This is a genomic window from Hydrogenophaga sp. (assembly GCF_030656115.1).
GTDB lineage: Bacteria > Pseudomonadota > Gammaproteobacteria > Burkholderiales > Burkholderiaceae_C > Hydrogenophaga.
The window spans coordinates 16883-37333 of the sequence record NZ_JAUSOO010000164.1; the positions used below are offsets into that span (position 1 = coordinate 16883).

The following is a 20451-nucleotide window of genomic DNA, read 5'->3' on the forward strand; positions in this document are numbered from 1 at the left end:
ATGACCAGCAAGAAGATTTACATCTCCGACGTCACGCTGCGCGACGGCAGCCACGCCATCCGCCACCAGTACAGCGTGGCGCAGGCCATGCAGATTGCCCAGGCACTCGACGACGCCAAGGTCGACTCCATCGAAGTGGCGCACGGCGACGGCCTGCAGGGCGGCAGCTTCAACTACGGCTTTGGCGCGCACACCGATGTGGAGTGGATCGAGGCCGTGGCCAGCGTGGTCAAACACGCCAAGATCGCCACGCTGCTGCTGCCGGGCATCGGTACCGTGCACGACCTCAAGGCCGCCTTTGATGCGGGCGCCCGCATCGTGCGCGTGGCCACGCACTGCACCGAGGCCGACATCTCGCGCCAGCACATCGAATACGCGCGCCATCTCGGCATGGAAGCCGTGGGCTTTTTGATGATGAGCCACATGCAGACGCCTGAAGGCCTGGCCCAGCAGGCCCAGCTGATGGAGAGCTATGGGGCCACCTGCTGCTATGTGGTGGACTCCGGCGGCGCGCTCAGCATGAACGATGTGCGCGACCGCTTCCGCGCCTTCAAGGACGTGCTCAAGCCCGAAACACAAACCGGCATGCACGCGCACCACAACCTGAGCCTGGGTGTGGCCAACAGCATCGTGGCGGTGGAGGAAGGTTGCGACCGCGTGGACGCCAGCCTGGCCGGCATGGGCGCGGGCGCGGGCAACGCGCCGCTGGAGGTGTTCATCGCCGCCGCGGCACGCCTGGGCTGGAACCACGGCTGCGACCTGTACCAGCTGATGGACGCGGCCGACGACATCGTGCGCCCGCTGCAGGACCGGCCGGTGCGCGTGGACCGCGAGACGCTGGCGCTGGGCTATGCCGGCGTCTACAGCAGCTTTCTGCGCCACTCGGAAGTGGCGGCGAAGAAGTACGGCCTGAAGGCGGTGGACATCCTGGTCGAGCTGGGGCGACGCCGCATGGTCGGCGGGCAGGAAGACATGATCGTGGACGTGGCGCTGGACCTGCTCAAGGCGCAGGAACACGAGCGCACGCACGCGCAACCGGTGATGAGCGAGGCCGCTTGAGGCGCCACGCCTGAGAGGCTGAGACGGGCACGATTCACGCCCGCTCAACGCGGCGCCATCCGGATCGCCCCGTCCAGCCGCACGCTCTCGCCGTTGAAATAGCCGTTGGTGAGCATGGTTTCGACCACGTGGGCGTATTCGTCGGGCTCGCCCAGGCGCTTGGGGAACGGCACCGAGGCGGCGAGTGCGGCTTTCACATGGTCGGGCGCGCCTTGCAGCAGCGGGGTGTTGAAGATGCCGGGCAGGATGGTGTTGACGCGGATGCCTTCGCCCATGAGGTCGCGGGCAATCGGCAGCGTCATGCCGACGATGGCGGCCTTGCTGGCGGCGTAGCTGGCCTGGCCCATCTGGCCGTCTTGCGCGGCCACGGACGCGGTGTTGACGATGGCGCCGCGCTCGCCGTCCTGGAGCGGCTCCAGCGTGAGCATGCCGGCGGCGGACTTGGCGATGCAGCGGAAGGTGCCCACCAGGTTGATCTGGATGATGCGGTCGAAATTGGCGGTGGGGTAGTGCTTGATCTCGCCGGTGGTTTTGTCGCGGCTGGCGGTCTTCACCGCATTGCCGGTGCCGGCGCAGTTGACCAGGATGCGCTCCTGCCCGTGCGCGGCGCGGGCCTGGGCGAAACCGGCGTCCACCTGCGCTTCGCTGGTCACGTCCACTGGGCAAAAAACGCCGCCGAGTTCTCGGGCCAGGGCCTCGCCCTGTTCGGCGTTGAGGTCGAACAAGGCGACCTTGACGCCGTGGGCGGCGAGGCGGCGGGCGGTGGCGGCGCCCAGGCCGGAGGCGCCTCCGGTGATGACGGCGGCGACGGTGGAATTGAGTTGCATGGTGGGGGCTCCGGTCGGTGTGGCTTAGGCGGTGTGAAAACGTTCGCCGCGTGCGGCCATGGCGCGCATGCGGGCGGTGGGCTGCAGGGCTGCGCCCAGCGTGGGGGCCAGGCGGTCGCAGCGGGCCACCACCTCGGCCAGGCCGAGCCAGTCGGCGTACTGGAGCGGGCCGCCGGCGTAGGCCGGGAAGCCCAGGCCGAGTTGCAGGGCGGTGTCCAGTTCGGCGGCGGTGCCGACCACGCCCTCTTCCAGCGCGTGGGCGGCCTCCACGACCATGGGCAGCATCATGCGGTCCACGATCTCGGCGTCGGTGAAGGCGCGCGGGCCGTGCGGCTGCAGGCGCGCCAGCAGCGCGGGCGTGTCGGGCGCGGGCGAGCGGCGCGGTTTGCCCTGGGCGTCGGTCTCGTAGCGGTAGAAGCCGATGCCGTTTTTCTGGCCATAGCGGCCTTCGCGGGCCATCAGGCGCAGCGCGTCGTGTTCGATGCGCGGCATGCGCTCGGGGTAGCCGGCCGAGATCACGTCGCTCACGTGGCTGCCGGTGTCCATGCCCACCACGTCTTCCAGGTAGGCCGGGCCCATGGGCCAGCCAAAGGCTTCCATGGTGCGGTCCACCTGCACAAAGTCGGCACCGTCGGCCACCAGCAGCAGGAAGCCGCGCATGTAGGCGGTGAGCACGCGGTTGACCAGGAAGCCGGGGCAGTCGCGCACCACGATGGGGGTTTTGCCCATGGCCACGGCGTACCCCACGGCGGTGGACACGGCCGCGTCGCTGCTGCGGCTGCCGCGCACCACCTCCACCAGCGGCATCATGTGCACCGGGTTGAAGAAGTGCATGCCCACAAAATTTTCGGGGCGCTGCAGCGCGGGTGCCAGGTCGTCGATGCGCAGGCTTGAGGTGTTGGACGCGATCAGCGTGCCCGGCGCGACGCGGTTTTCCAGGTCGGCCAGCACCTGTTGTTTGATGCCGAGGTTTTCCACGATGGCTTCGATCACGCAGTCCACCGCGTCAAAGCCGCTGTGGTCGGTCTGCGGCGTGATGGCGGCCAGCACGCCGTTGGCGCGCGCTTGCGCGAGCCTGCCGGTTTTCACGCGCCGCGCGAGCTGCTTGGCGGCCTCGCCCATGCCCAGGTCCAGCGCGGGCTGGGCGATGTCTTTCATGCGCACCGGCACGCCGCGCAGCGCGCTGGTGTAGGCAATGCCGCCGCCCATGATGCCGGCGCCGAGCACGGCCGCGCTGCGCACCGGTGCACCGGCCTGGGCGTGGCGCCGGGACAGCCGTTTGATGGCCTGTTCGTTCAAAAACGCTTGCACCAGCGAGCGCGCCGCCTGGGTGCTGGCCACTTCGCCAAACACCTGCGCTTCCAGCGCCAGGGCGCCGCTGCGGTCCAGGCCGGCGGCTTCGGCCATCATCTGCACGGCGCGCTGGGCGGCAGGTTGCTGGCGTGCGCTCAGCGGCGCGGTCTGGGCCAGCGCGGCGTCAAAAACTGCGGCCCGCTCGGCGGCCGACAGCGGCACCGGGTCGCGTTTGCGCTGCTGTTGCGCGGCCCAGTCCACCGCGCCGTTCATGGCCTGGTGCAGCAGGTCCAGGGCCGCGCCGCGCAAGGCGTCGGGCGCCACCACGGCGTGGACCACACCGGCGGCCAGCGCGGCGTCGGCCGACTGGGGCTGCCCGGTGGTGACCCAGTCGCAGGCCACGGCCGGCCCCGCCAGGCGCGAGAGCCGCACCGTGCCGCCAAAGCCGGGGAACAGGCCGAGCTTGACCTCGGGCACGCCGACCTGCGCGGTGTGGGACATGGCGCGCAAGCTGCCCGCCAGCGCCAGTTCGAGCCCGCCGCCCAGCGCAAAACCGTTGATGGCCACCACCGTGGGCACGGGCAGGTCTTCCAGGGCCACGAACACGGTGTTGCTCTGCGCCACGCCGGCGGCGATCAGCTCGGCCGGCTGGCTGAACTTGGCGCCGAATTCGGTGATGTCGGCACCGACGATGAACACCTCTTTGGCGCTGCTGATGAGCACACCGCGCAGCCCCGCGTGCCCGGCCAGCACGGCCACCGCCTGGCGCAGTTCATCGACGGTGCGGTCGTCGAACTTGTTGATCGCATCGCCTTGCCGGTCGAAACACAGCTCGCACACGCCGGCGTCGTCCAGCGCACGCACCCACACACTTTGGCCTTGGTACACAGAGAAACTCCCACACTTCGGCACCGCGCCGAATCGGGGTTCAGTCTAGGCAGGGCACCGGGCGGGCGCATCGTCCGAAGCGACGAAAACCGCCCGGCCCAGGCGCTGCGCGGGGCGGTGTCACGGCTTGACGCGGATCAAGCCCTCTTGCGCCACCGAGGCCACCAGCGCCCCGTCGCGGGTGAACACGCTGCCCCGGCAAAAACCCCGCGCACCCGCCGCCGAGGGCGAATCGGTTTCGTAGAGCAGCCAGTCGTCGAAACGAAAGGGGCGGTGAAACCACAGGGCGTGGTCCAGGCTCACGCCCTGCACCTGGGGCTGCATGAAGTTCAGCCCGTGCGGACGCATGGCCACACCGAGCAGGCTGAAGTCGGACGCATAGGCCAGCAGCGCCTGGTGGATGAGCGGGTCGTCGGGCAGGCGCTCGGGCGCGCGCAGCCAGGTTTGCGCATACGGCGGCGTGATGGTGGGGTGCAGCAGGTGCTGCGGGTCCACCGGGCGGATGTCCACGGCACGCGCCTGGTCCACCACGGCCAGGGCGGCGGCGGGCAGGTGCTGGCGCAGCGCGCGCCGGCCCTCGCTCTCGTCGCGCAGGCCTTCGGGCGGCGGCGCCTCGGGCATGGCGCGCTGGTGCGTCACGCCGGGTTCGTGCCGGTGAAACGAGGCCGAGAGGTGAAAGATCGGCTGGCCGTGCTGCACGGCCACCACCCGGCGCATGGTGAAGCTGGCGCCATCGCGCACGCGGTCCACCTCGTAGACGATGGGCACCGCCTTGTCGCCGGCGCGCAAAAAGTAGCCGTGCAGCGAATGCACGCTGTGCTCGGGCACGGTGCGCGCGGCGGCCATCAGGGCCTGCCCCAGCACCTGACCGCCGAACACCGACGGGCTGCCAATGTCCACATGGCCACCGCGAAACAGGTTGTGCTCCAGGCGCTCCAGGCGCAGGTGCGCCACGAGTACGGCCAGGGCGGCCCGGCGGTCAAGGTGGAGGGCGTCGGGTTCAGGGTTCATGGTGTGCAGGTACAAAAACAGGACAGGGACGGCTGACAAGGGGGCGACAGCTGGGCGGGCGGTGACACAGGGCTGGGGCAGTGTACGGAGCAGAATGCAGCTCCGAATCGTCCGAATGGACGGGTTCGGGTGGCGCGTTCGGTGGCACATTGCAGCCTGCGACCGCCACCCCCGCCCGCCCGCCGCAGCCACCCATGTTCCAAGCCGACCCGCCCACGCCGCCCGACCCCACCGCACCGCCCCGTGCGCGCAGCGCCGTGGCCCTGGAAACCAAGTTCCAGGCACCCGCGCCGGTGGCCTCGCAGGTGCTGCGCGAGCGCCTGTGCGACGCCATTTGCAACAGCGCGGGCCAGCTGGTGCTGGTGCGTGCGCCGGCCGGCTTTGGCAAGACCACGGCCATGGTGCAGGCGCGGGAGCGGCTGGAGCGCGAGGGTGTGGCCACGGTGTGGCTGACGCTGGACCGCGCCGACAACGACGCCTCGCGTTTTCTGAGCGGCCTTGACGAGGCCGTGACCCGCATGGGACTGGAGAGCCCGGAACGCAGCGGTCGCGACGCGGTGCAGTCGCTCGCGCAGGCCGACATCCCGTTTGCGCTGTTTCTCGACGAATTTGAAACGGTGCACGAAGCCGCGGTGCTGGGCCTGGTGCGCGAAATTGCCGAACACCTGCCGCGCCGGGGCCGGCTGGTGGTGGGTTCGCGCAGCCTGCCGCCGCTGGGGCTGGCGCGGCTGCGCGTGCGCGGCCAACTGACCGAGATCGACGCCGACCGGCTGCGCTTCACGCTGGCCGACGCCACCACTTTCTTTGACCAGCGCCGCGCGCAGGTGCTCAGCGCCGACCAGCTGTTTCGCCTGCACCAGAAAACCGAGGGCTGGATCGCCGCGCTGTGGCTGGCTTCGATGGCCTTGAACCGCGATGTGGACGCGGCCGATTTTGTGGAACGGTTCTCGGGCTCGAACCGCGCCGTGGCCGACTACCTGGCCGAGGAGGTGCTGGCGCGCCAGCCGCCGCCCGTTCGCCAGTTTTTGCTGCGCACCAGCCTGCTGCGCCAGCTCGACGCCTCGGTCTGCGCCGCGCTCAACCCGCGCCTGGACTGCGCCACGCTGCTCGAACAGCTGGACGCCGAGCACCTGTTTCTGACGCCGGTGGCGGGCGAGCAGCGCACTTGGCGCTACCACAGCCTGTTTGCCGACTACCTGCGCGCGCAGCTCGAACGCGAGCGCCCCGACGAGGTGGCGCGGCTGCACCTGGCGGCCTCGGGCTGGTACGAGTCGCAAGGCCGGCCGGTGCCAGCGATCGACCACGCCATTGAAGGCGGCGACTTCCCACACGCCATGGGGCTGCTGGAAACCCACGCCGAGGCCTTTCTGGAGCAGGGGCGCATGCGCCTGCTGTGGCGCTGGTTCACCACGCTGGCAGCGGCCCCGCTGCGCGAGCACCCCCGGCTGCAGATGAGCGCCGTGTGGGCCGCGTGCTTCACCCGCGGCCCCTGGGAAGCCATGGACATGCTGGAGCGCAGCGGCGCGAACACCAGCGACGACGCCTACCTGCGCGCCCACGCCGCCAGCTTGCGCCCGCTGCTGCTGGCCATGCAGGACCAGAACGAGGAGGCGCTGGCGGTGGGCCGCGTGTCGCTGCAGCGCCTGCCCAGCGGCAACCATTTCGCCGACAGCACCTTGCTCAACGCCATGGCGCACATCACCTCGGTGGCCGGCGAACCGCGCGAGGCCCAGCACCTGCTGGACGCGGCGCGGCGCGAGCACAGCGGCGACAGCACCTTCAACCGCATGTACACCGAGTCCACCGAGGGTCTGCTGGACCTGCAGCAAGGGCGCCTGCGCCAGGCCACGGCGCGCTTTCGGCTGGCGGTGGACGCGACCCACGCGGTCAACTACCACCACACGCACGGCAACGCCTGGGCCGGCGTGCTCTACACCAGCGTGGTCTACGAGGCCAACCAGATCGCACAGGCCGACCACCTGCTCAACGTCTACCTGCCGCTGGCGCGCGACGTGGGCCTGCCCGACCACATGATCCTGAGCCACGCCATGCGCGCGCGCATCGCGTTCATCAACGGCGATGTGGACGCCGCCTCGCTGGCGCTGGCCGAGCTGGAGTACCTGGGCCACCAGCGCAAGCTGCCGCGCGTGGTGGCGGCGGCCAAGCTGGAGCGCGCGCGGCTGTTGCTGCTGCAAGGCCACAGCGCAGCGGCGCACGACGAACTGGTGCGCGCCAACGACCCCACGCTGTGGGCGCGCGAACAGCAACTGCGCATGCTGGCGCACGACATCGAGTACATGGCGCTGGCCCGGTTTCGCTGGGACATCGCGTTTGGCGATGCCGCCGCCTGCCTGCCCACCCTGGAGGCGCACATCCAGACCACCGCCAGCGCGGCGCGCCAGCGCCGCCTGCTCACGCTGCGCCTGTTGCGCGCACTGGCCTTGCAGCGCACCGGGGACACGCCCGCGGCCGTGGTGCAGGTGGGCAGCGCGCTGCAATTTGCCAGCCAGGAGGGCTTCATGCGGCTGGTGCTCGACGAAGGACCGGCCCTGGGCGCGCTGGTGCAGCGCTACCAGGCCCTGCACGACAGCGGCCAGGTGCGCGACCCGCTCATGAGCGACTACCTGCAGCGGCTGCTGCAGGCTTTTGGCCCCCTGCCCTCAGAAGCCGAAGCCGTGGGCGACCTGCCCGGCGGCGCGCTGGAGCCGCTCACACGCAAGGAAATGCGCGTGCTGCAATTGCTGGTGGAGGGCTATTCCAACAGCGCGATGGCCGAAAAGCTCTACGTCTCAGACAGCACGGTGCGCACCCACCTGCGCAACATCAACATGAAGCTGGGCGCGCACAGCCGCACCCAGGCGGTGGCGATTGCGCGCCGCCTGGGCCTGGTGGCCTGATCACGCACCGCGTTGCTGCTTGTCGGCCGCGTTGGTGCGTTGGATGTGGGCGCGTGCGGCCTGCCAGTCGGCGTCGGTCATGCGGGCCAGGTTGGCGAAGTTGCCACCGGTGGCCTGGAACTGGGCGCCATCGATGGCTATCGTCTGGCCGGTGAGGTATTCGGAGCCCGGCCCCATGAGAAACACCGCCAGGTTGGCCAGCTCGGGCATCCGGCCGTTGCGGCCCATGGGATTGCCCTCCACCTTGTGTTCGCCGCCTTGCGGGTTGAGCCGCGCGCTCATGCCCTCGGTGGGAAACAGGCCGGGTGCGATGGCGTTGAAGCGGATGCCGCGCCCGCCCCACTCCACCGCGAGCGACTGCGTCATGGCGTGCAAGCCCGCTTTGGACATGGCCGAGGGCACGGTGTAGGGCGAGCCGTTCCAGACCCAGGTGGTGAGGATGGACACCACCGAGGCCTTGCGCCCCTCGGCCAGCCAGCGCTTGCCGCACTCCAGCGTGGTGTAGAAGCTGCCGCGGAACACGGTGTTGGCGATGGCGTCGAAGGCGCGCGGCGACAGGTCTTCGGTGCGGCTCACGAAGTTGCCCGCGGCGTTGTTGATGAGCCCGGTGAGCGCGCCGCCGTCGGCCCAGATGGCGTCGAGCATGGCCGTGATGGACGCGTCGTTGCGGATGTCGCACACCAGCGGCACCACCCGGCCACCGTGCTGTGCGTGCGCGGTCATCAGCTCCTCGGCGGTCTGCTCCACCACCGGACCGCGGCGCCCGCAGATGTAGACCGTGGCGCCGAGCATGAGCAGGGCTTCGCTCATGACGCGGCCCAGGCCGGTGCCACCCCCGGTGACGAGGATGCGGCCGCCGCGCAGCAGGCCGGGTTTGTAGATCAGGTCGTCGAGCGTCATGGGGTGTCTCCTTCGTGTGGTGGTCAGGTGTTGCGGTACTGGGGTGTGCGCTTCTCCAGAAAGGCGGCCAGGCCTTCGCGGAAGTCGCCGCTCTGGCTGCACAGCACCTGCTGGCGGTCTTCCAGGGCGATCACGGCGTCCAGGCTGCCGGCGTCGATGGCGTGGCCCAGGCCTTCCTTGGTCAGGCGCAGGCCCAGCGGCGTGTTGCGCAGCATGTCGTCGGCCAGCGACTGCGCTTCCCGTTGCAGATCGGCCAGCGGTGCGACCTGGCTGAACAGGCCCAGGGCGAGCGCACGCTGCGCGTTCATGAAGCGCCCAGTGAGCAGGTATTCGGCCGCCACCGAGCTGCCCACCATGCGCGGCAGAAAGTAGCTCACGCCCATGTCGCAACCGGTCAGACCGATGCGGATGAAGCTGGCGTTCAGGCGCGCGTCGGGCGTGGCCAGGCGCACGTCGCAGGCCAGCGCCAGCGCAAAACCGCCGCCGCTGGCCGCGCCCTGGATGACACCGATGACCGGCTGCGGGCAGCGCCGCATGGCGATCATGATGTCGCGGATGCTGTGCTGCACGGCCATCATGGCTTCAGTGCCGATGTCTTCGCCGGGTTCCTGCTCCTTCAGGTCGAGCCCGGCGCAGAACTGCGCACCCGCGGCCTGCAGAATCACCACGCGCACGGCCAGCCGGCGCTGCAGACCCTGGAAATAGGTTCGCAGCGCGGTGGCCAGCGCGGGGTTGAGGGCGTTGAGCCGGTGCGGGCGGTTGAGCGTGACGCGCGCGATGCCGCCGGCTTCCTCAATCTGCAAGATGTTGTCTTCTGACATGGTGTCTCCGTGGGCTGAACTCAGAGGGCGCGCGCAATCACTTCTTTCATGATCTCGCTGGTGCCGCCGTAGATGCGCTGGATGCGCGCGTCGGTGTACATGCGGGCCACCAGGTATTCGTTCATGTAGCCGTAGCCGCCGAACAGCTGCACGCAGGCGTCCACCACCCGGCCCTGCGCTTCCGAGCCCCAGAGCTTGGCCATGGAGGCGGTGGCGGTGTCGAGCCGGCCGGCCACCAGGTCCTCCACGCAGCGGTCGATGAAGGCGCGGCCCACCGTGATCTCGGTGGCGATTTCGGCCAACTTGAAGCGGGTGTTCTGGAAGTCGGCAATCGGCTGACCAAAGGCCTTGCGCTCGCGCACGTAGTCCAGCGTGGCCTGGTAGGCGCCTTCCATGGCGGCGAGCGCGGTCACGCCGATGATCAGGCGCTCGTAGGGCAGGTCGGCCATGAGCTGAAAGAAGCCCTGCCCTTCGCGCCCGCCCAGCAACTGCTCGGGGCCCACGGCCACGCCGTCAAAAAACAGCTCGGAGGTGTCCTGCGCCTTCAGGCCCATCTTGTCGAGCACGCGGCCCACGTGGTAGCCGGGGCAATCGGCGGTGTCCACGATGAAGATGGAGAGGCCACGCGCGCCTTGGGTCGGGTCGGTCTTGGCCACCACCAGCACCAGGCCCGCCAGAAAACCGTTGGAAATGAAGGTCTTGGAGCCGTGGATGACGTAGCCCGCGCCCGAACGCTCGGCGCGGGTGCGGATGCCCTGCAGGTCGGAGCCGGTGCCGGGCTCGGTCATGGCGATTGCGCCCACGCATTCGCCGCTGGCCAGGCGCGGCAGGTAGCGCTGGCGCTGCGCGTCGGTGCCGTGGTTGAGCAGGTAGTGCGCCACGATGGTGTGCACCGACGCATTCAGGCCGGTGAGGCTGCGCCGCGCCATTTCTTCGTAGAACACCGCCTCGTGGCGGAAGTCGCCACCGGCGCCGCCCCATGGTTCGGGGATGTCGGTGCACAGCAAACCGGTCTGGCCCGCCTGGCGCCACAGGTCGTGGCCCACATGGCCGCGGTGGCGCGCGGCCTCGTCGCCGGGCAACATGTGTTCTTCGATGAAACGCACCACGGTGTCGCGGTACTGGTCCAGGTCGGGATCGCTCCAGGAGCGGCGAAATGTCAGGGCCATGGGGCTTCTCTGTGTGAAAGGGTGGGGGAAAGCTCAGGCCGTGGCGGCCTTCGACGCGGCTGGGGCCCAGCGCGCCAGCACCTCGTCGGCGGTGGCGGTGGTGCTGCGAATGGGCGCCGCTGCGGGTGTGCGTGCAAAACGCGGCGCGGGCGCGGGCTGCACCACGCCGTCGAGCGTGCAAAACGTCTGGCGCGCCTGGTTGTGCGCGTGCCCGGGGGCTTCGTCCCAGTCGAGCACCGGGGCAAAGCAGGCGTCGCTGCCTTCCAGCAGCGCGCACCACGCATCGCGCGTGCGGGTGCGGAACACCTCGGCCAGTCGCAGCTTGAGCAGCGGCCAGGCGGCGCGGTCCCGTTGGGCATTGAAGGCCGGGTCGTCGGCAATGCCGCAGCGCTCGCGCAGCAGCGCGTAGAACTGGGGTTCGATCGCGCCCACGGCCACAAAGCGGCCGTCGGCGCAGGCGTAGGTGTCGTAGAAAAACGCGCCACCGTCGAGCAGGTTCTCGCCGCGCTGGTTGCTCCACTGCCCGGCGGCCTTCATGCCGTACATCATGGCCGACATGAGCGCGGCACCGTCGGTCATGGCGGCGTCCACCACCTGGCCACGGCCGGAGCGCCCCGCCTCGAACAAGGCGCTGAGCACACCCACCGCCAGCAGCATGGCGCCACCGCCGAAGTCGCCCACGTAGTTCAGCGGCGGCACGGGTGCCGCACCCGAGCGCCCGATGGCGTGCAGCGCGCCGCTGATGGCGATGTAGTTGATGTCGTGACCCGCCGCGTGCGACAGCGGCCCGTGCTGGCCCCAGCCGGTCATGCGGCCATAAATGAGCTTGGGCTGGCGCGCCAGGCACACATCGGGCCCCAGGCCCAGGCGCTCCATGACGCCCGGCCGGTAACCCTCGATCAGGGCGTCGGCGTGCGCCACCAGGTCCAGCACCTGCTGCACCGAAACCGGGTCGCGCAGGTCGAGCGGCAGCACGGTGCGGCTGCGCGCGAGCACATCGTGCGGGTCGGGGACCGCCCCCGGACGCGCCACCCGAACCACCTCGGCGCCGAGATCGGCCAGCACCATGGCACAAAACGGACCGGGTCCGATACCGGCCATTTCAACAACGCGCAATCCCTTCAACGGCCCCGACATGGTGTGCTCCTTGCGGTGCACACATCGGTGCACGATGGCATCGATGGTGCGCAGGGTGGCACGGCTTGGCATCGTCGAAACGGACGAACTTCGGGCCCAGGTATGTTTTGCCCAGCAAAAAGCCCCGCAATGCGGGGCTTTTTGCTGGGGTGCGTGGCCGGTACAGGCCAGGCGGATCAGGCGGCCGGTGTCAGGCGCTCCAGCCCGCCCATGTAGGGCCGCAGCGCTTCGGGCACGGTGATGCTGCCGTCGGCGTTCTGGTGGTTTTCCAGCACCGCCACGAGGGCGCGGCCCACCGCCAGGCCCGAGCCGTTGAGGGTGTGCACCAGCTCGTTTTTGCCCTGGGCGTTTTTGAAGCGGGCCTGCAGGCGGCGGGCCTGAAAGGCTTCGCAGTTGGACACCGAGCTGATCTCGCGGTAGGTGCCCTGGGCGGGCACCCAGACTTCCAGGTCGTAGGTTTTGCTGGCGCCAAAACCCATGTCGCCGGTGCACAGGCTCATCACCCGGTAGGGCAGGCCGAGTTTTTGCAGCACCGCTTCGGCGTGGCCGGTCATGGCTTCCAGCGCTTCGTAACTGGTGTCCGGGTGCACGATCTGCACCATTTCCACCTTGTCGAACTGGTGCTGGCGGATCATGCCGCGCGTGTCGCGCCCCGCGCTGCCGGCTTCGGAGCGGAAGCACGGGGTGTGCGCGGTCATCTGGATGGGCAGGTCGGCCTCGGCCAGCACCGTGTCGCGCACCACGTTGGTCAGGGTGACTTCGGACGTGGGAATCAAATACAGCGCCTGGGTGTCGGGCACGGCTTCGCCGTCTTGCCCGCCTTTTTTGACGGCGAACAGGTCGGCCTCAAATTTGGGCAGTTGCCCGGTGCCGCGCAGGGTGTCGGCGTTGACGATGTAGGGCGTGTAGCACTCGGTGTAGCCGTGCTCCTGGGTTTGCACGTCCAGCATGAACTGGGCCAGCGCACGGTGCAGGCGGGCAATGGGGCCGCGCATGAAGGTGAAACGCGAACCGGCCAGTTTGGCGCCGGTGTCGAAGTCCAGGCCCAATGTTTCACCCAAGTCCACATGGTCGCGCACCGGAAAGTCAAAGGCGCGCGGGCTGCCCCAGCGGCGCACTTCCACGTTGCCCTCTTCGCCCGCGCCCACGGGCACGCTTTCGTGCGGCAGGTTGGGCACGGCCAGCAACAGGCTTTGCAACTCGGCTTGCAGCACGTCCAAGCGCGCAGCCGACGTTTCCAGCTCGGTTTTGATCTCGCCCACCTGGGCCATCACCGCGTCGGCCTCGGCGTGTTGGCCCTTGCCTTTGAACATGCCGATCTGCTTGGACAGGCTGTTGCGCTGGCTTTGCAGCGCTTCGGTGCGGGTCTGCAGCGTTTTGCGCTCGGCCTCCAGCGCGCGAAAGGCGGTCACATCCAGAAAGGCCTGGGGTTGTTTGCGGGTCTCAAGCCGGGCAATCACGGCGTCGAGGTCTTTTCTGAGTTGAACGATGTCTAGCATGGTGGCATTGTAGTTTTGGGGGTGGTGCATCCCCGCCTCCACCCCAGGATGCCGCGCAAGCGGCGCGGGGGGAGGCGTCTAACGCAGGTGTTCGAGCGCGGCACCCTCTTCGCCGTCGATCTTGAGGCCCTTGGGCAGCGGGAACTTGACGGTCTCGGTCAGTCCGTCCATGGTGCGCACCGAAATGGCCCCCAGCGCCTTGATGCGGTCGATCACCTGGCGCACCAGAATTTCAGGGGCCGAGGCGCCGGCGGTCAGGCCGACGCGGGTTTTGCCCTCAAACCATTCGGGGCGCAACTCGTCGGCGCTGTCCACCATGTGGCTGGGGGTGCCGAGTTTGATGGCCACTTCGCGCAGGCGGTTGCTGTTGGAGCTGGTGGGGCTGCCGACCACGACGACGATGTCCACCTGCGGGCTGAGCAGCTTGACGGCGTCTTGCCGGTTTTGTGTGGCGTAGCAAATGTCTTGCTGCTTGGGCTCGCGCACCTGCGGAAAACGCGCTTTCACCGCCGCCAGAATCACCGCCGCGTCGTCCACCGACAGCGTGGTCTGCGTGACCACCGCCAGCTTGGCCTCTTGCGCGGGCACCACACGCGCCACATCGGCCGCGTCTTCCACCAGGTGGATGCCGCTGTCGAGCTGGCCCATGGTGCCCTCCACCTCGGGGTGGCCCTTGTGGCCGATCATGATGAATTCAAAGCCTTCGCGGTGCAGCTTGGCCACTTCCACATGCACCTTGGTGACCAGTGGGCAGGTGGCATCGAACACGTGAAACCCGCGCTGCTGCGCTTCTTGCTGCACCGCTTTGCTCACGCCGTGGGCCGAAAACACCAGGGTGGCACCGGGCGGTACATCCGACAGTTCCTCGATGAAGATGGCACCCTTGGCCTTCAGGTCGTTGACCACGTAGGTGTTGTGCACGATTTCGTGGCGCACATAAATGGGCCGGCCAAACTTGGCCAGCGCGCGTTCGACGATTTCAATGGCCCGATCGACACCGGCACAAAAACCGCGTGGCTCGGCCAGCACAATTTCGACGCCCAGGGTTTCGCCCGACACGGCGTTGGGTACATCGCTCATCACAGCACCCCGATCAGTTGCACTTCAAACCGCACCGGCTGGCCGGCCAGCGGGTGGTTGAAGTCGAACAGCACCGCGCCGTCTTCGCGCACCTCCACCACGGAGCCGGCGTAGCTGCCCAGGCCGTCGGGCGTGGGGAACTGCACCACGTCGCCCGCCACGTACTGTTCGTGCGGGTCGCCCAGTTCGTTGAGCAGCCGGCGTGCCACCCACTGCACCATCTCGGGCTGGCGCTCGCCAAAGGCTTCGCCGTCCTCAAGCTCAATCTCATGCCGGCTGCCCTCTTCCAGGCCGATCAGGCGCTGCTCGATGGCGGGCGAGAGCTGCCCGGAGCCCAGGCTGAGCGTGGCGGGCTGGCCATCAAACGTGTCGATGATGACCTGCCCTCCGGGCCCCGACATGCGGTAGTGCAGGGTGAGAAAAGAGCCTTCTTGGACGTGGGACATGGGGAACCAATGTGGAGGATTCAGGGCATCGCCGCTCCAGCGCCACCCAGGGCACCGATAAAGCGCGACAGAAATCGGCCCCTATTGTAAAAAGCAGGCTGATTCAGGGAGAAAAAACGATGAATGGCCTTTCGACGACCGGGCTGAAGAGCCTGCCCAGCGACGCGCGTCCGCGCGAAAAACTGCTGATTCGAGGCCCCGGCGCGCTCAGCGACGCCGAATTGCTGGCGCTGCTGCTGCGCACCGGCATACCGGGCAAACACGTGGTGCAACTGGCGCAGGAACTGCTGGACCGCTTTGGTGGCGTGGGCGGCCTGCTGCACACCGGGGCTGAAGCCCTGAAGATCATCAAAGGCCTGGGGCCGGCCAAACGCGCCGAGGTGGTGGCGGTGCTGGAACTGGCGCGGCGTGCGCTGGCGCAAGAACTGAAACTCAAACCGCTGTTTGACAGCCCCAAGGCGGTGCGCGAGTACCTGCAACTGCAGCTGGGGGCCCGGGCGCACGAGGTGTTTGCGGTGATGTTTCTGGACAGCCAGAACCGGCTGATTGAGCTGGAAGAGCTGTTTCGCGGCACGCTGACGCAGACCAGCGTGTACCCGCGCGAGGTGGTGTTGCGCGCCCTGCACCACCACGCCGCGGCCGTGGTGCTGGCGCACAACCACCCCAGCGGCACGGCCCAGCCGTCGCGCGCCGATGAGGCCCTGACCCAGACCCTGAAGGCGGCGCTGTCGCTGGTGGACGTGCGGGTGCTGGACCACTTCATCGTGACCCGGGAGCAGGCCGCGTCGATGGCCGAAATGGGCCTGATCTGAGCTTGGAACGCTGGGCTGCGCGACAATGCCGCGCATGAAAGTGCATGCCTTGGCCGACCTCAAAACGCTGCAGCGTGCGATGGCTGCGCGCGCCGCCCAGGAAGCGGCCGAGCGCGAGGCAGCGCGTGCGGCCCAGTTGCAGCGGGAGCGCGAACACCGCTTGTTTGAACTGGCGGTGGGGCCGGTGCAACCCCTTGCCTGCAGCGGGCGCATTGCGCCACGCCCCGTGCCGGTGGCGCCGCTGCCGGTGCAGCGTCTGCGCGACGAGGCGTCGGTGATGCGCGAAGCGCTGTCCGACGACTTTGACGTGGAAACCCTGCTGCACACCGACGACCTGCTGAGCTACCGCCGGCCCGGTCTGGGCGCGGACGTGGTGCGCAAGCTGCGCGAAGGCCGCTGGAGCATTCAGCGCCAGATCGACCTGCACGGCCTGCGCATCGACGAAGCACGCGAGGCGCTGGGCGGCTTTGTGCGCGAGTCGCACCAGTTGGGTGTGCGCTGCGTGCGCGTGGTACACGGCAAGGGGCTGGGTTCGCCGGGACGCGCGCCGGTGCTCAAGGGCCGCGTGCTGCGCTGGCTGGTGCAAAAGTCGGAGGTGATGGCGTTTGTGCAAGCCCGCCCGGCCGAGGGCGGCGCCGGGGCGCTGGTGGTGTTGCTGCAGCCGGTGCGCCAAGCACACCTGCCACCGCGTGTGGCCGGAGCGGCGGCTGTCAACCCACTTGAACGCGCAGGCGCTGCGCCAGCAGACGAAACGGCACCAGCGCCAGCAGCGCCAGCGAGAGCTTGACCATCCAGTCGGCAGCGGCCAGCGACACCCACAGCGGTGCCAACGGCCCCAGGCCCAACATGGGCAAGACTTCGTTGGCCCAGGCCACGTCGTTGCTGGGCTCCAGCCACAGCCAGGCAGACGAAAACGCCAGCGAGAAGAACAGCGCCGTGTCCACCGAAGCGCCCACCAGCGTGGACACCAGTGGCGCACGCCACCAACTGCCTGCGCGCAGGCGGTGAAAAATCGACACATCGAGCAACTGCGCCACCAGGAACGCCACGCCCGAGGCCAGCGCAATGCGCAGCGTGACCAGCGGACCGGCCTCGCCCACGATTTGGCTGCCCACCAAGGAGCACAGCAGGCCCACGACAAAACCGATCAGCACCACGGTGCGCGCCGCCTTGGGGCCGTGGGCGTGGTTGACCAAGTCGGTCACCAAAAAAGCCAGCGGGTAGGTGAAGGCGCCCCAGGTCAGCCAGGAGCCGAACAGGAACTGCACCAAGATGTTGGAGGCCAGCACGATGGCGGCCATGGCCAGAATGCCAGGGAGCAGGATGATCATAAAAAGCGGTGTGACAGTGGGTGCAAGACCCAAGGCTAAAAAAGGCCCATCAGCGGCCAGACGGAGCCCCCTCAAGGCGTGTTGCGCATCCAGTCAGCGGTCTGGAAAAAGCTGGTGTTCAGGCGCTCGCGCAGCACCGGGTCCACCCCGGTTTCAGCCATGGCCTGGTGCATGCAGGCCAGCCACTGGTCGCGCTCCAGAATGCCGATGGAAAACGGCATGTGGCGCATGCGCAAGCGCGGGTGGCCAAAACGCTCGGTGTAGTGCTGGGGGCCGCCCAGCCAGCCGCACAAAAACCAGAACAGTTTTTGCCGCGCATCGTCCAGCGTGTTGCCGTGGGCCACACGCAGCTCGCGGTAACCGGTTTCGATGTCCATCAGGTCGTAAAAGCGGTCCACCAGCGCGCGAACGCGCGCTTCGCCGCCGATCCATTCAAACGGGGTGGCTGGCGCGGCGGGTGCGGGGGTTGATTCGGTGGGGGGCGTGGGCATGGCGGTATTGTCGCGCGGTGCGGTTGGCTTCAGGCCGACGCCTTGCGCAGCGTTTCCACCACCGGCGTGCGCAACACGCTGCGCAAACCCCACCAGCCCGCCGCCAGCGCCAGCAGCGCGCCCGCCAGGCTGCCGGCCACAGGCACCCAGAGCGAGGCGGTCCAGGCGAACTCAAACACGAAGCGGGCCAAGGCCCAGCCCACGATCACCGCCACCACCGAAGCCAGAAAACCGGCCAGCAGGCCCACGCCCAGCAGTTCGATGCGCTGCACCTGGCGCAGCAGGGCCGAGCCCGCGCCCACCGCCCGCAGAATGGCGAACTCGCGTTCGCGCTCGCCGCGCGTGGCGGTGATGGCCGCCACCAGCACCACCAGCCCGGCGGCCAGGGTGAAGGCAAACAAAAATTCCACCGCGCCAATCACCTGCCCCAGCACGCGCTGCACCTGGGCAATGGTCTGGCTCATGTCCACGTTGGTGATGTTGGGAAACTGCCGCACCAGCGCGTTGTCAAATTGCACGTTGTCCGTGGGCGCTTGGTAGGCGCTGATGTAGGTCACGGGCACATTGGGCACCTCGGCCACGGGAAACACGACGAAGAAATTGACCCGCATGGAACCCCAGTCCACCTTGCGCAGGCTGGTGATGGTGCCCTCGCTCACCTGCCCGGCGATGTCAAAACCCAGCCGGTCGCCGAGTTTGAGGCCCAGCGTTTCGGCCAGACCCTCTTCCACGCTCAGGCCGTCGGCTTCGTTGTCGGTCCAGCGCCCGGCCACCACCGGGTTGTGGGGTGGCAGCGTGGCGGTGTTGGAGAGGTTGAACTCGCGGTCCACCAGCCGCTGGGCGCGGTCGCCCACAAAGCTCTCGGGGTTCACCGGCTCGCCGTTGATGCGCACCAGGCGGCCGCGGATCATGGGGTACCAGTCGTAACGCGCCACCCCGGCCTGGCGCAGCGCCTGCTGAAAGGCTTCGCCCTGCTCGGGCTGGACGTTGATGACGAAGCGGTTGGGCGCGTCGGGCGGCGTGGCGTTGCGCCAGCTGGCAATCAGGTCGGTGCGCAGCAGCACCAGCAGCACCAGCGCCAGCAGGCCCACCGCCAGCGCACTGATTTGCACCACCGCAAACGCGGGCCGGGCCGACAGTTGGCGCGTGGCCATGACCAGTGCGCGGGGCGCAGTGGCTTCGTTCACGCTGGCGCGCAGCAGGCGCACCGCCGCGTAACTGACCGCCGCAAACAGCAGCACCGCCGCCGCAAAGCCGCCCACCGCAATGCCGCCGAGCAGCAGGTCGCGGCTGGCCGCCAGCAACAGCAGCGCAAAACCGGCCACGCCCAGCCCCAGCACCGCCAGCGTGGCGGGCTTGAGCTGGCCCACGTCGCGCCGGATCACGCGCAGCGGCGGCACCTGCGCCAGCTGCAACACCGGCGGCAGGCCAAAGGCCATCATCAGCGTGAGACCCATGCCCAGGCCCAGAAACACCGGGTTCAGGCTGGGCGCGGGCAAGGCCGCATCGACCAGCCCCGCCAGCAACAGCACGAACGCATGGTGCACGCCGTAACCCAGCGCCACGCCGACCGCGCTGGCCATCAACCCCACCAGCGCAAACTCCAGCGTGTAGGCGCGCGCCATGGTGGCTTGCGACAGGCCCAGCACGCGCAGCATGGCGCAGTCGTCCAGATGCCGCTGGGCAAAACCACGCGCGGCAATGGCCACAGCCACCGCACACAAGAGGGCGGCCAGCAGGGCCACCAGGTTCAGGAATTTCTCGGCCCGGGCCAGGGTTTGCTGCATTTCGGGGCGTCCGCCCTCCAGCGACTCCAGCCGCAGCCCACGCACGCCGGGTTTTTCAACCTCGGCTTCGGCCCACTGCACAAAGCGCTTCACCGCCGCGTCCGGCCCCGCCACCGCCAGCCGGTAGGTCAGGCGGCTGGCCGGTTGCACCAGGCCGGTGGCCGGCAGGTCGGCGCTGTTGATCATGACGCGCGGCGCAAAGCTCATGAAACCGGCGCCCCGGTCGGGCTCGACCACGATCACACGCGCCAAGGTGAATGACGCGTCCCCCAGCAGCAGCGGCTGGCCCATTTGCAGGTCCAGCGCCACCAGCAAGGCGGCGTCCACCCAGGCGGTGCCGGGTGCCGGAATGTCGCGCGTGGCCTCGTCGGCGGCTTGCGGCGTGGGCGCCACCCGCAGCGTGCCGCGCAGCGGATAGCCCTCGCCCACCGCCTTCAAGGCCACCAGCCGCGCAGCGCCACCGGCTTCGTCGGGCGCTCGGCCCATGGTGGGGAAACCCAGCGTCTGGATGGTTTGCAAGCCCAGCGCCAGCGCCTGCTGCTCGATGCTGGCGGGCGGCAGGTTGTCGCTGCTGATGACGGCATCGCCACCGATCAGCGCCCGGGCGTCCCGCGCCAGACCGTTTTGCAGCCGGTCGGCGAAAAACCCCACCGCCGTCAAAGCCGCCACCGCCAGCGTCACCGCCAGCACCAACAGCCGCAGCTCGCCCGCGCGCCAGTCGCGCCACAGCGAGCGCCAGCCCAATTGAACAAAGGAAGGGGGTGAATGGTCCATGCGGCAACCTTAACGCATCGGCGGCAGCGCCATCAGCGCTGGCGAACATTCCCGCAGCAAGCGACCTGAAAATGCAGCCCAGGCCCGCTCGGCCAACGGTTCTCAGCTTGACTTGGTAGCCCGGCTACACATCCGGCGCGAGATGCCTCAAAACCCAGAACGCGGCGGGTTCGGCTCCGCCGATCCGCACGCGTTGCCCCTTGAGGGGCGGAGCTGGCTACACGCAGTG

16 protein-coding genes and 1 pseudogene are annotated in these 20451 nt (G+C 68.8%); 4 read left to right on the top strand and 13 right to left on the bottom strand.

Going from position 1 to position 20451, the window contains the following annotated elements; translation table 11 throughout:
• On the top strand, positions 1-1059 hold the full coding sequence (gene dmpG, locus Q7J58_RS21235) for a 4-hydroxy-2-oxovalerate aldolase (protein ID WP_304831878.1): 1059 nt from the start codon (positions 1-3) through the stop codon (positions 1057-1059).
• Positions 1060-1103: 44 nt separating this feature from the next.
• Here dmpG and Q7J58_RS21240 read toward each other — a convergent pair whose 3' ends face one another.
• From Q7J58_RS21240 to tesB, 3 genes are all read right to left on the bottom strand, one after another.
• Positions 1104-1886 (bottom strand): SDR family NAD(P)-dependent oxidoreductase, encoded by a 783-nt coding sequence (locus tag Q7J58_RS21240; protein ID WP_304831880.1) that lies wholly within the window; start codon positions 1884-1886, stop codon positions 1104-1106.
• Between the two features lie 24 nt (positions 1887-1910).
• Positions 1911-4067 (bottom strand): fatty acid oxidation complex subunit alpha FadB, encoded by a 2157-nt coding sequence (gene fadB, locus Q7J58_RS21245; RefSeq protein WP_304831882.1) that lies wholly within the window; start codon positions 4065-4067, stop codon positions 1911-1913.
• Between the two features lie 120 nt (positions 4068-4187).
• Positions 4188-5078, bottom strand: coding sequence for an acyl-CoA thioesterase II (gene tesB / locus Q7J58_RS21250; protein WP_304831884.1), 891 nt, complete (start codon positions 5076-5078; stop codon positions 4188-4190).
• 194 nt (positions 5079-5272) lie between these two features.
• On the opposite strand from tesB, the gene Q7J58_RS21255 reads away from it, so the two are divergent.
• Complete coding sequence (locus tag Q7J58_RS21255) at positions 5273-7975, top strand: LuxR C-terminal-related transcriptional regulator (RefSeq protein WP_304831886.1); 2703 nt, start codon at positions 5273-5275, stop codon at positions 7973-7975.
• Here Q7J58_RS21255 and Q7J58_RS21260 read toward each other — a convergent pair whose 3' ends face one another.
• From Q7J58_RS21260 to Q7J58_RS21290, 7 genes are all read right to left on the bottom strand, one after another.
• Positions 7976-8875, bottom strand: coding sequence for an SDR family oxidoreductase (locus Q7J58_RS21260; RefSeq protein ID WP_304831888.1), 900 nt, complete (start codon positions 8873-8875; stop codon positions 7976-7978).
• Between the two features lie 23 nt (positions 8876-8898).
• A complete protein-coding gene (locus Q7J58_RS21265; protein ID WP_304831890.1) occupies positions 8899-9696 on the bottom strand; it encodes an enoyl-CoA hydratase-related protein in 798 nt (265 codons plus the stop codon).
• 20 nt (positions 9697-9716) lie between these two features.
• Positions 9717-10865 (bottom strand): acyl-CoA dehydrogenase family protein, encoded by a 1149-nt coding sequence (locus Q7J58_RS21270; RefSeq protein ID WP_304831892.1) that lies wholly within the window; start codon positions 10863-10865, stop codon positions 9717-9719.
• 33 nt (positions 10866-10898) lie between these two features.
• The gene (locus Q7J58_RS21275; RefSeq protein ID WP_304831894.1) at positions 10899-12002 is read right to left on the bottom strand and encodes a CaiB/BaiF CoA-transferase family protein; all 1104 of its coding nucleotides are present in this window, start codon (positions 12000-12002) and stop codon (positions 10899-10901) included.
• 176 nt (positions 12003-12178) lie between these two features.
• Positions 12179-13501 carry a serine--tRNA ligase gene (gene serS / locus Q7J58_RS21280; RefSeq protein WP_304831896.1) on the bottom strand — a complete coding sequence of 441 codons (1323 nt, stop codon included), beginning with the start codon at positions 13499-13501 and terminating at the stop codon, positions 12179-12181.
• Positions 13502-13579: 78 nt separating this feature from the next.
• Positions 13580-14581 carry a 4-hydroxy-3-methylbut-2-enyl diphosphate reductase gene (gene ispH, locus Q7J58_RS21285; protein WP_304831898.1) on the bottom strand — a complete coding sequence of 334 codons (1002 nt, stop codon included), beginning with the start codon at positions 14579-14581 and terminating at the stop codon, positions 13580-13582.
• Positions 14581-15027, bottom strand: a complete 447-nt coding sequence (locus Q7J58_RS21290; protein ID WP_304831899.1) for an FKBP-type peptidyl-prolyl cis-trans isomerase — start codon at positions 15025-15027, stop codon at positions 14581-14583. The genes ispH and Q7J58_RS21290 overlap by 1 nt, the downstream gene beginning before the upstream one ends.
• 119 nt (positions 15028-15146) lie before the next feature.
• On the opposite strand from Q7J58_RS21290, the gene radC reads away from it, so the two are divergent.
• Entirely contained in the window at positions 15147-15839 is a 693-nt protein-coding gene (gene radC, locus Q7J58_RS21295) for a DNA repair protein RadC (protein WP_304831900.1), read from the top strand.
• 25 nt (positions 15840-15864) lie between these two features.
• Positions 15865-16512: pseudogene (locus Q7J58_RS21300) on the top strand (Smr/MutS family protein); the annotation flags it as partial.
• Between the two features lie 37 nt (positions 16513-16549).
• Here Q7J58_RS21300 and Q7J58_RS21305 read toward each other — a convergent pair.
• The 3 genes from Q7J58_RS21305 to Q7J58_RS21315 form a co-directional block, all read right to left on the bottom strand.
• Positions 16550-17170, bottom strand: a complete 621-nt coding sequence (locus Q7J58_RS21305; protein WP_304831902.1) for a queuosine precursor transporter — start codon at positions 17168-17170, stop codon at positions 16550-16552.
• Positions 17171-17241: 71 nt separating this feature from the next.
• Complete coding sequence (locus Q7J58_RS21310; RefSeq protein ID WP_304831904.1) at positions 17242-17661, bottom strand: group II truncated hemoglobin; 420 nt, start codon at positions 17659-17661, stop codon at positions 17242-17244.
• Between the two features lie 29 nt (positions 17662-17690).
• Complete coding sequence (locus Q7J58_RS21315; protein ID WP_304831906.1) at positions 17691-20222, bottom strand: FtsX-like permease family protein; 2532 nt, start codon at positions 20220-20222, stop codon at positions 17691-17693.
• Positions 20223-20451: the final 229 nt, after the last annotated feature.

Excerpts from the sequence above, each read along its gene's own strand:
- dmpG (WP_304831878.1), top strand. The coding sequence starts at position 1 with ATGACCAGCAAGAAGATTTACATCTCCGACGTCACGCTGCGCGACGGC.
- Q7J58_RS21240 (WP_304831880.1), bottom strand. The coding sequence starts at position 1,886 with ATGCAACTCAATTCCACCGTCGCCGCCGTCATCACCGGAGGCGCCTCC.
- tesB (WP_304831884.1), bottom strand. The coding sequence starts at position 5,078 with ATGAACCCTGAACCCGACGCCCTCCACCTTGACCGCCGGGCCGCCCTG.
- Q7J58_RS21255 (WP_304831886.1), top strand. The coding sequence starts at position 5,273 with ATGTTCCAAGCCGACCCGCCCACGCCGCCCGACCCCACCGCACCGCCC.
- Q7J58_RS21260 (WP_304831888.1), bottom strand. The coding sequence starts at position 8,875 with ATGACGCTCGACGACCTGATCTACAAACCCGGCCTGCTGCGCGGCGGC.
- Q7J58_RS21265 (WP_304831890.1), bottom strand. The coding sequence starts at position 9,696 with ATGTCAGAAGACAACATCTTGCAGATTGAGGAAGCCGGCGGCATCGCG.
- Q7J58_RS21270 (WP_304831892.1), bottom strand. The coding sequence starts at position 10,865 with ATGGCCCTGACATTTCGCCGCTCCTGGAGCGATCCCGACCTGGACCAG.
- Q7J58_RS21275 (WP_304831894.1), bottom strand. The coding sequence starts at position 12,002 with ATGTCGGGGCCGTTGAAGGGATTGCGCGTTGTTGAAATGGCCGGTATC.
- serS (WP_304831896.1), bottom strand. The coding sequence starts at position 13,501 with ATGCTAGACATCGTTCAACTCAGAAAAGACCTCGACGCCGTGATTGCC.
- ispH (WP_304831898.1), bottom strand. The coding sequence starts at position 14,581 with ATGAGCGATGTACCCAACGCCGTGTCGGGCGAAACCCTGGGCGTCGAA.
- Q7J58_RS21290 (WP_304831899.1), bottom strand. The coding sequence starts at position 15,027 with ATGTCCCACGTCCAAGAAGGCTCTTTTCTCACCCTGCACTACCGCATG.
- radC (WP_304831900.1), top strand. The coding sequence starts at position 15,147 with ATGAATGGCCTTTCGACGACCGGGCTGAAGAGCCTGCCCAGCGACGCG.
- Q7J58_RS21305 (WP_304831902.1), bottom strand. The coding sequence starts at position 17,170 with ATGATCATCCTGCTCCCTGGCATTCTGGCCATGGCCGCCATCGTGCTG.
- Q7J58_RS21310 (WP_304831904.1), bottom strand. The coding sequence starts at position 17,661 with ATGCCCACGCCCCCCACCGAATCAACCCCCGCACCCGCCGCGCCAGCC.
- Q7J58_RS21315 (WP_304831906.1), bottom strand. The coding sequence starts at position 20,222 with ATGGACCATTCACCCCCTTCCTTTGTTCAATTGGGCTGGCGCTCGCTG.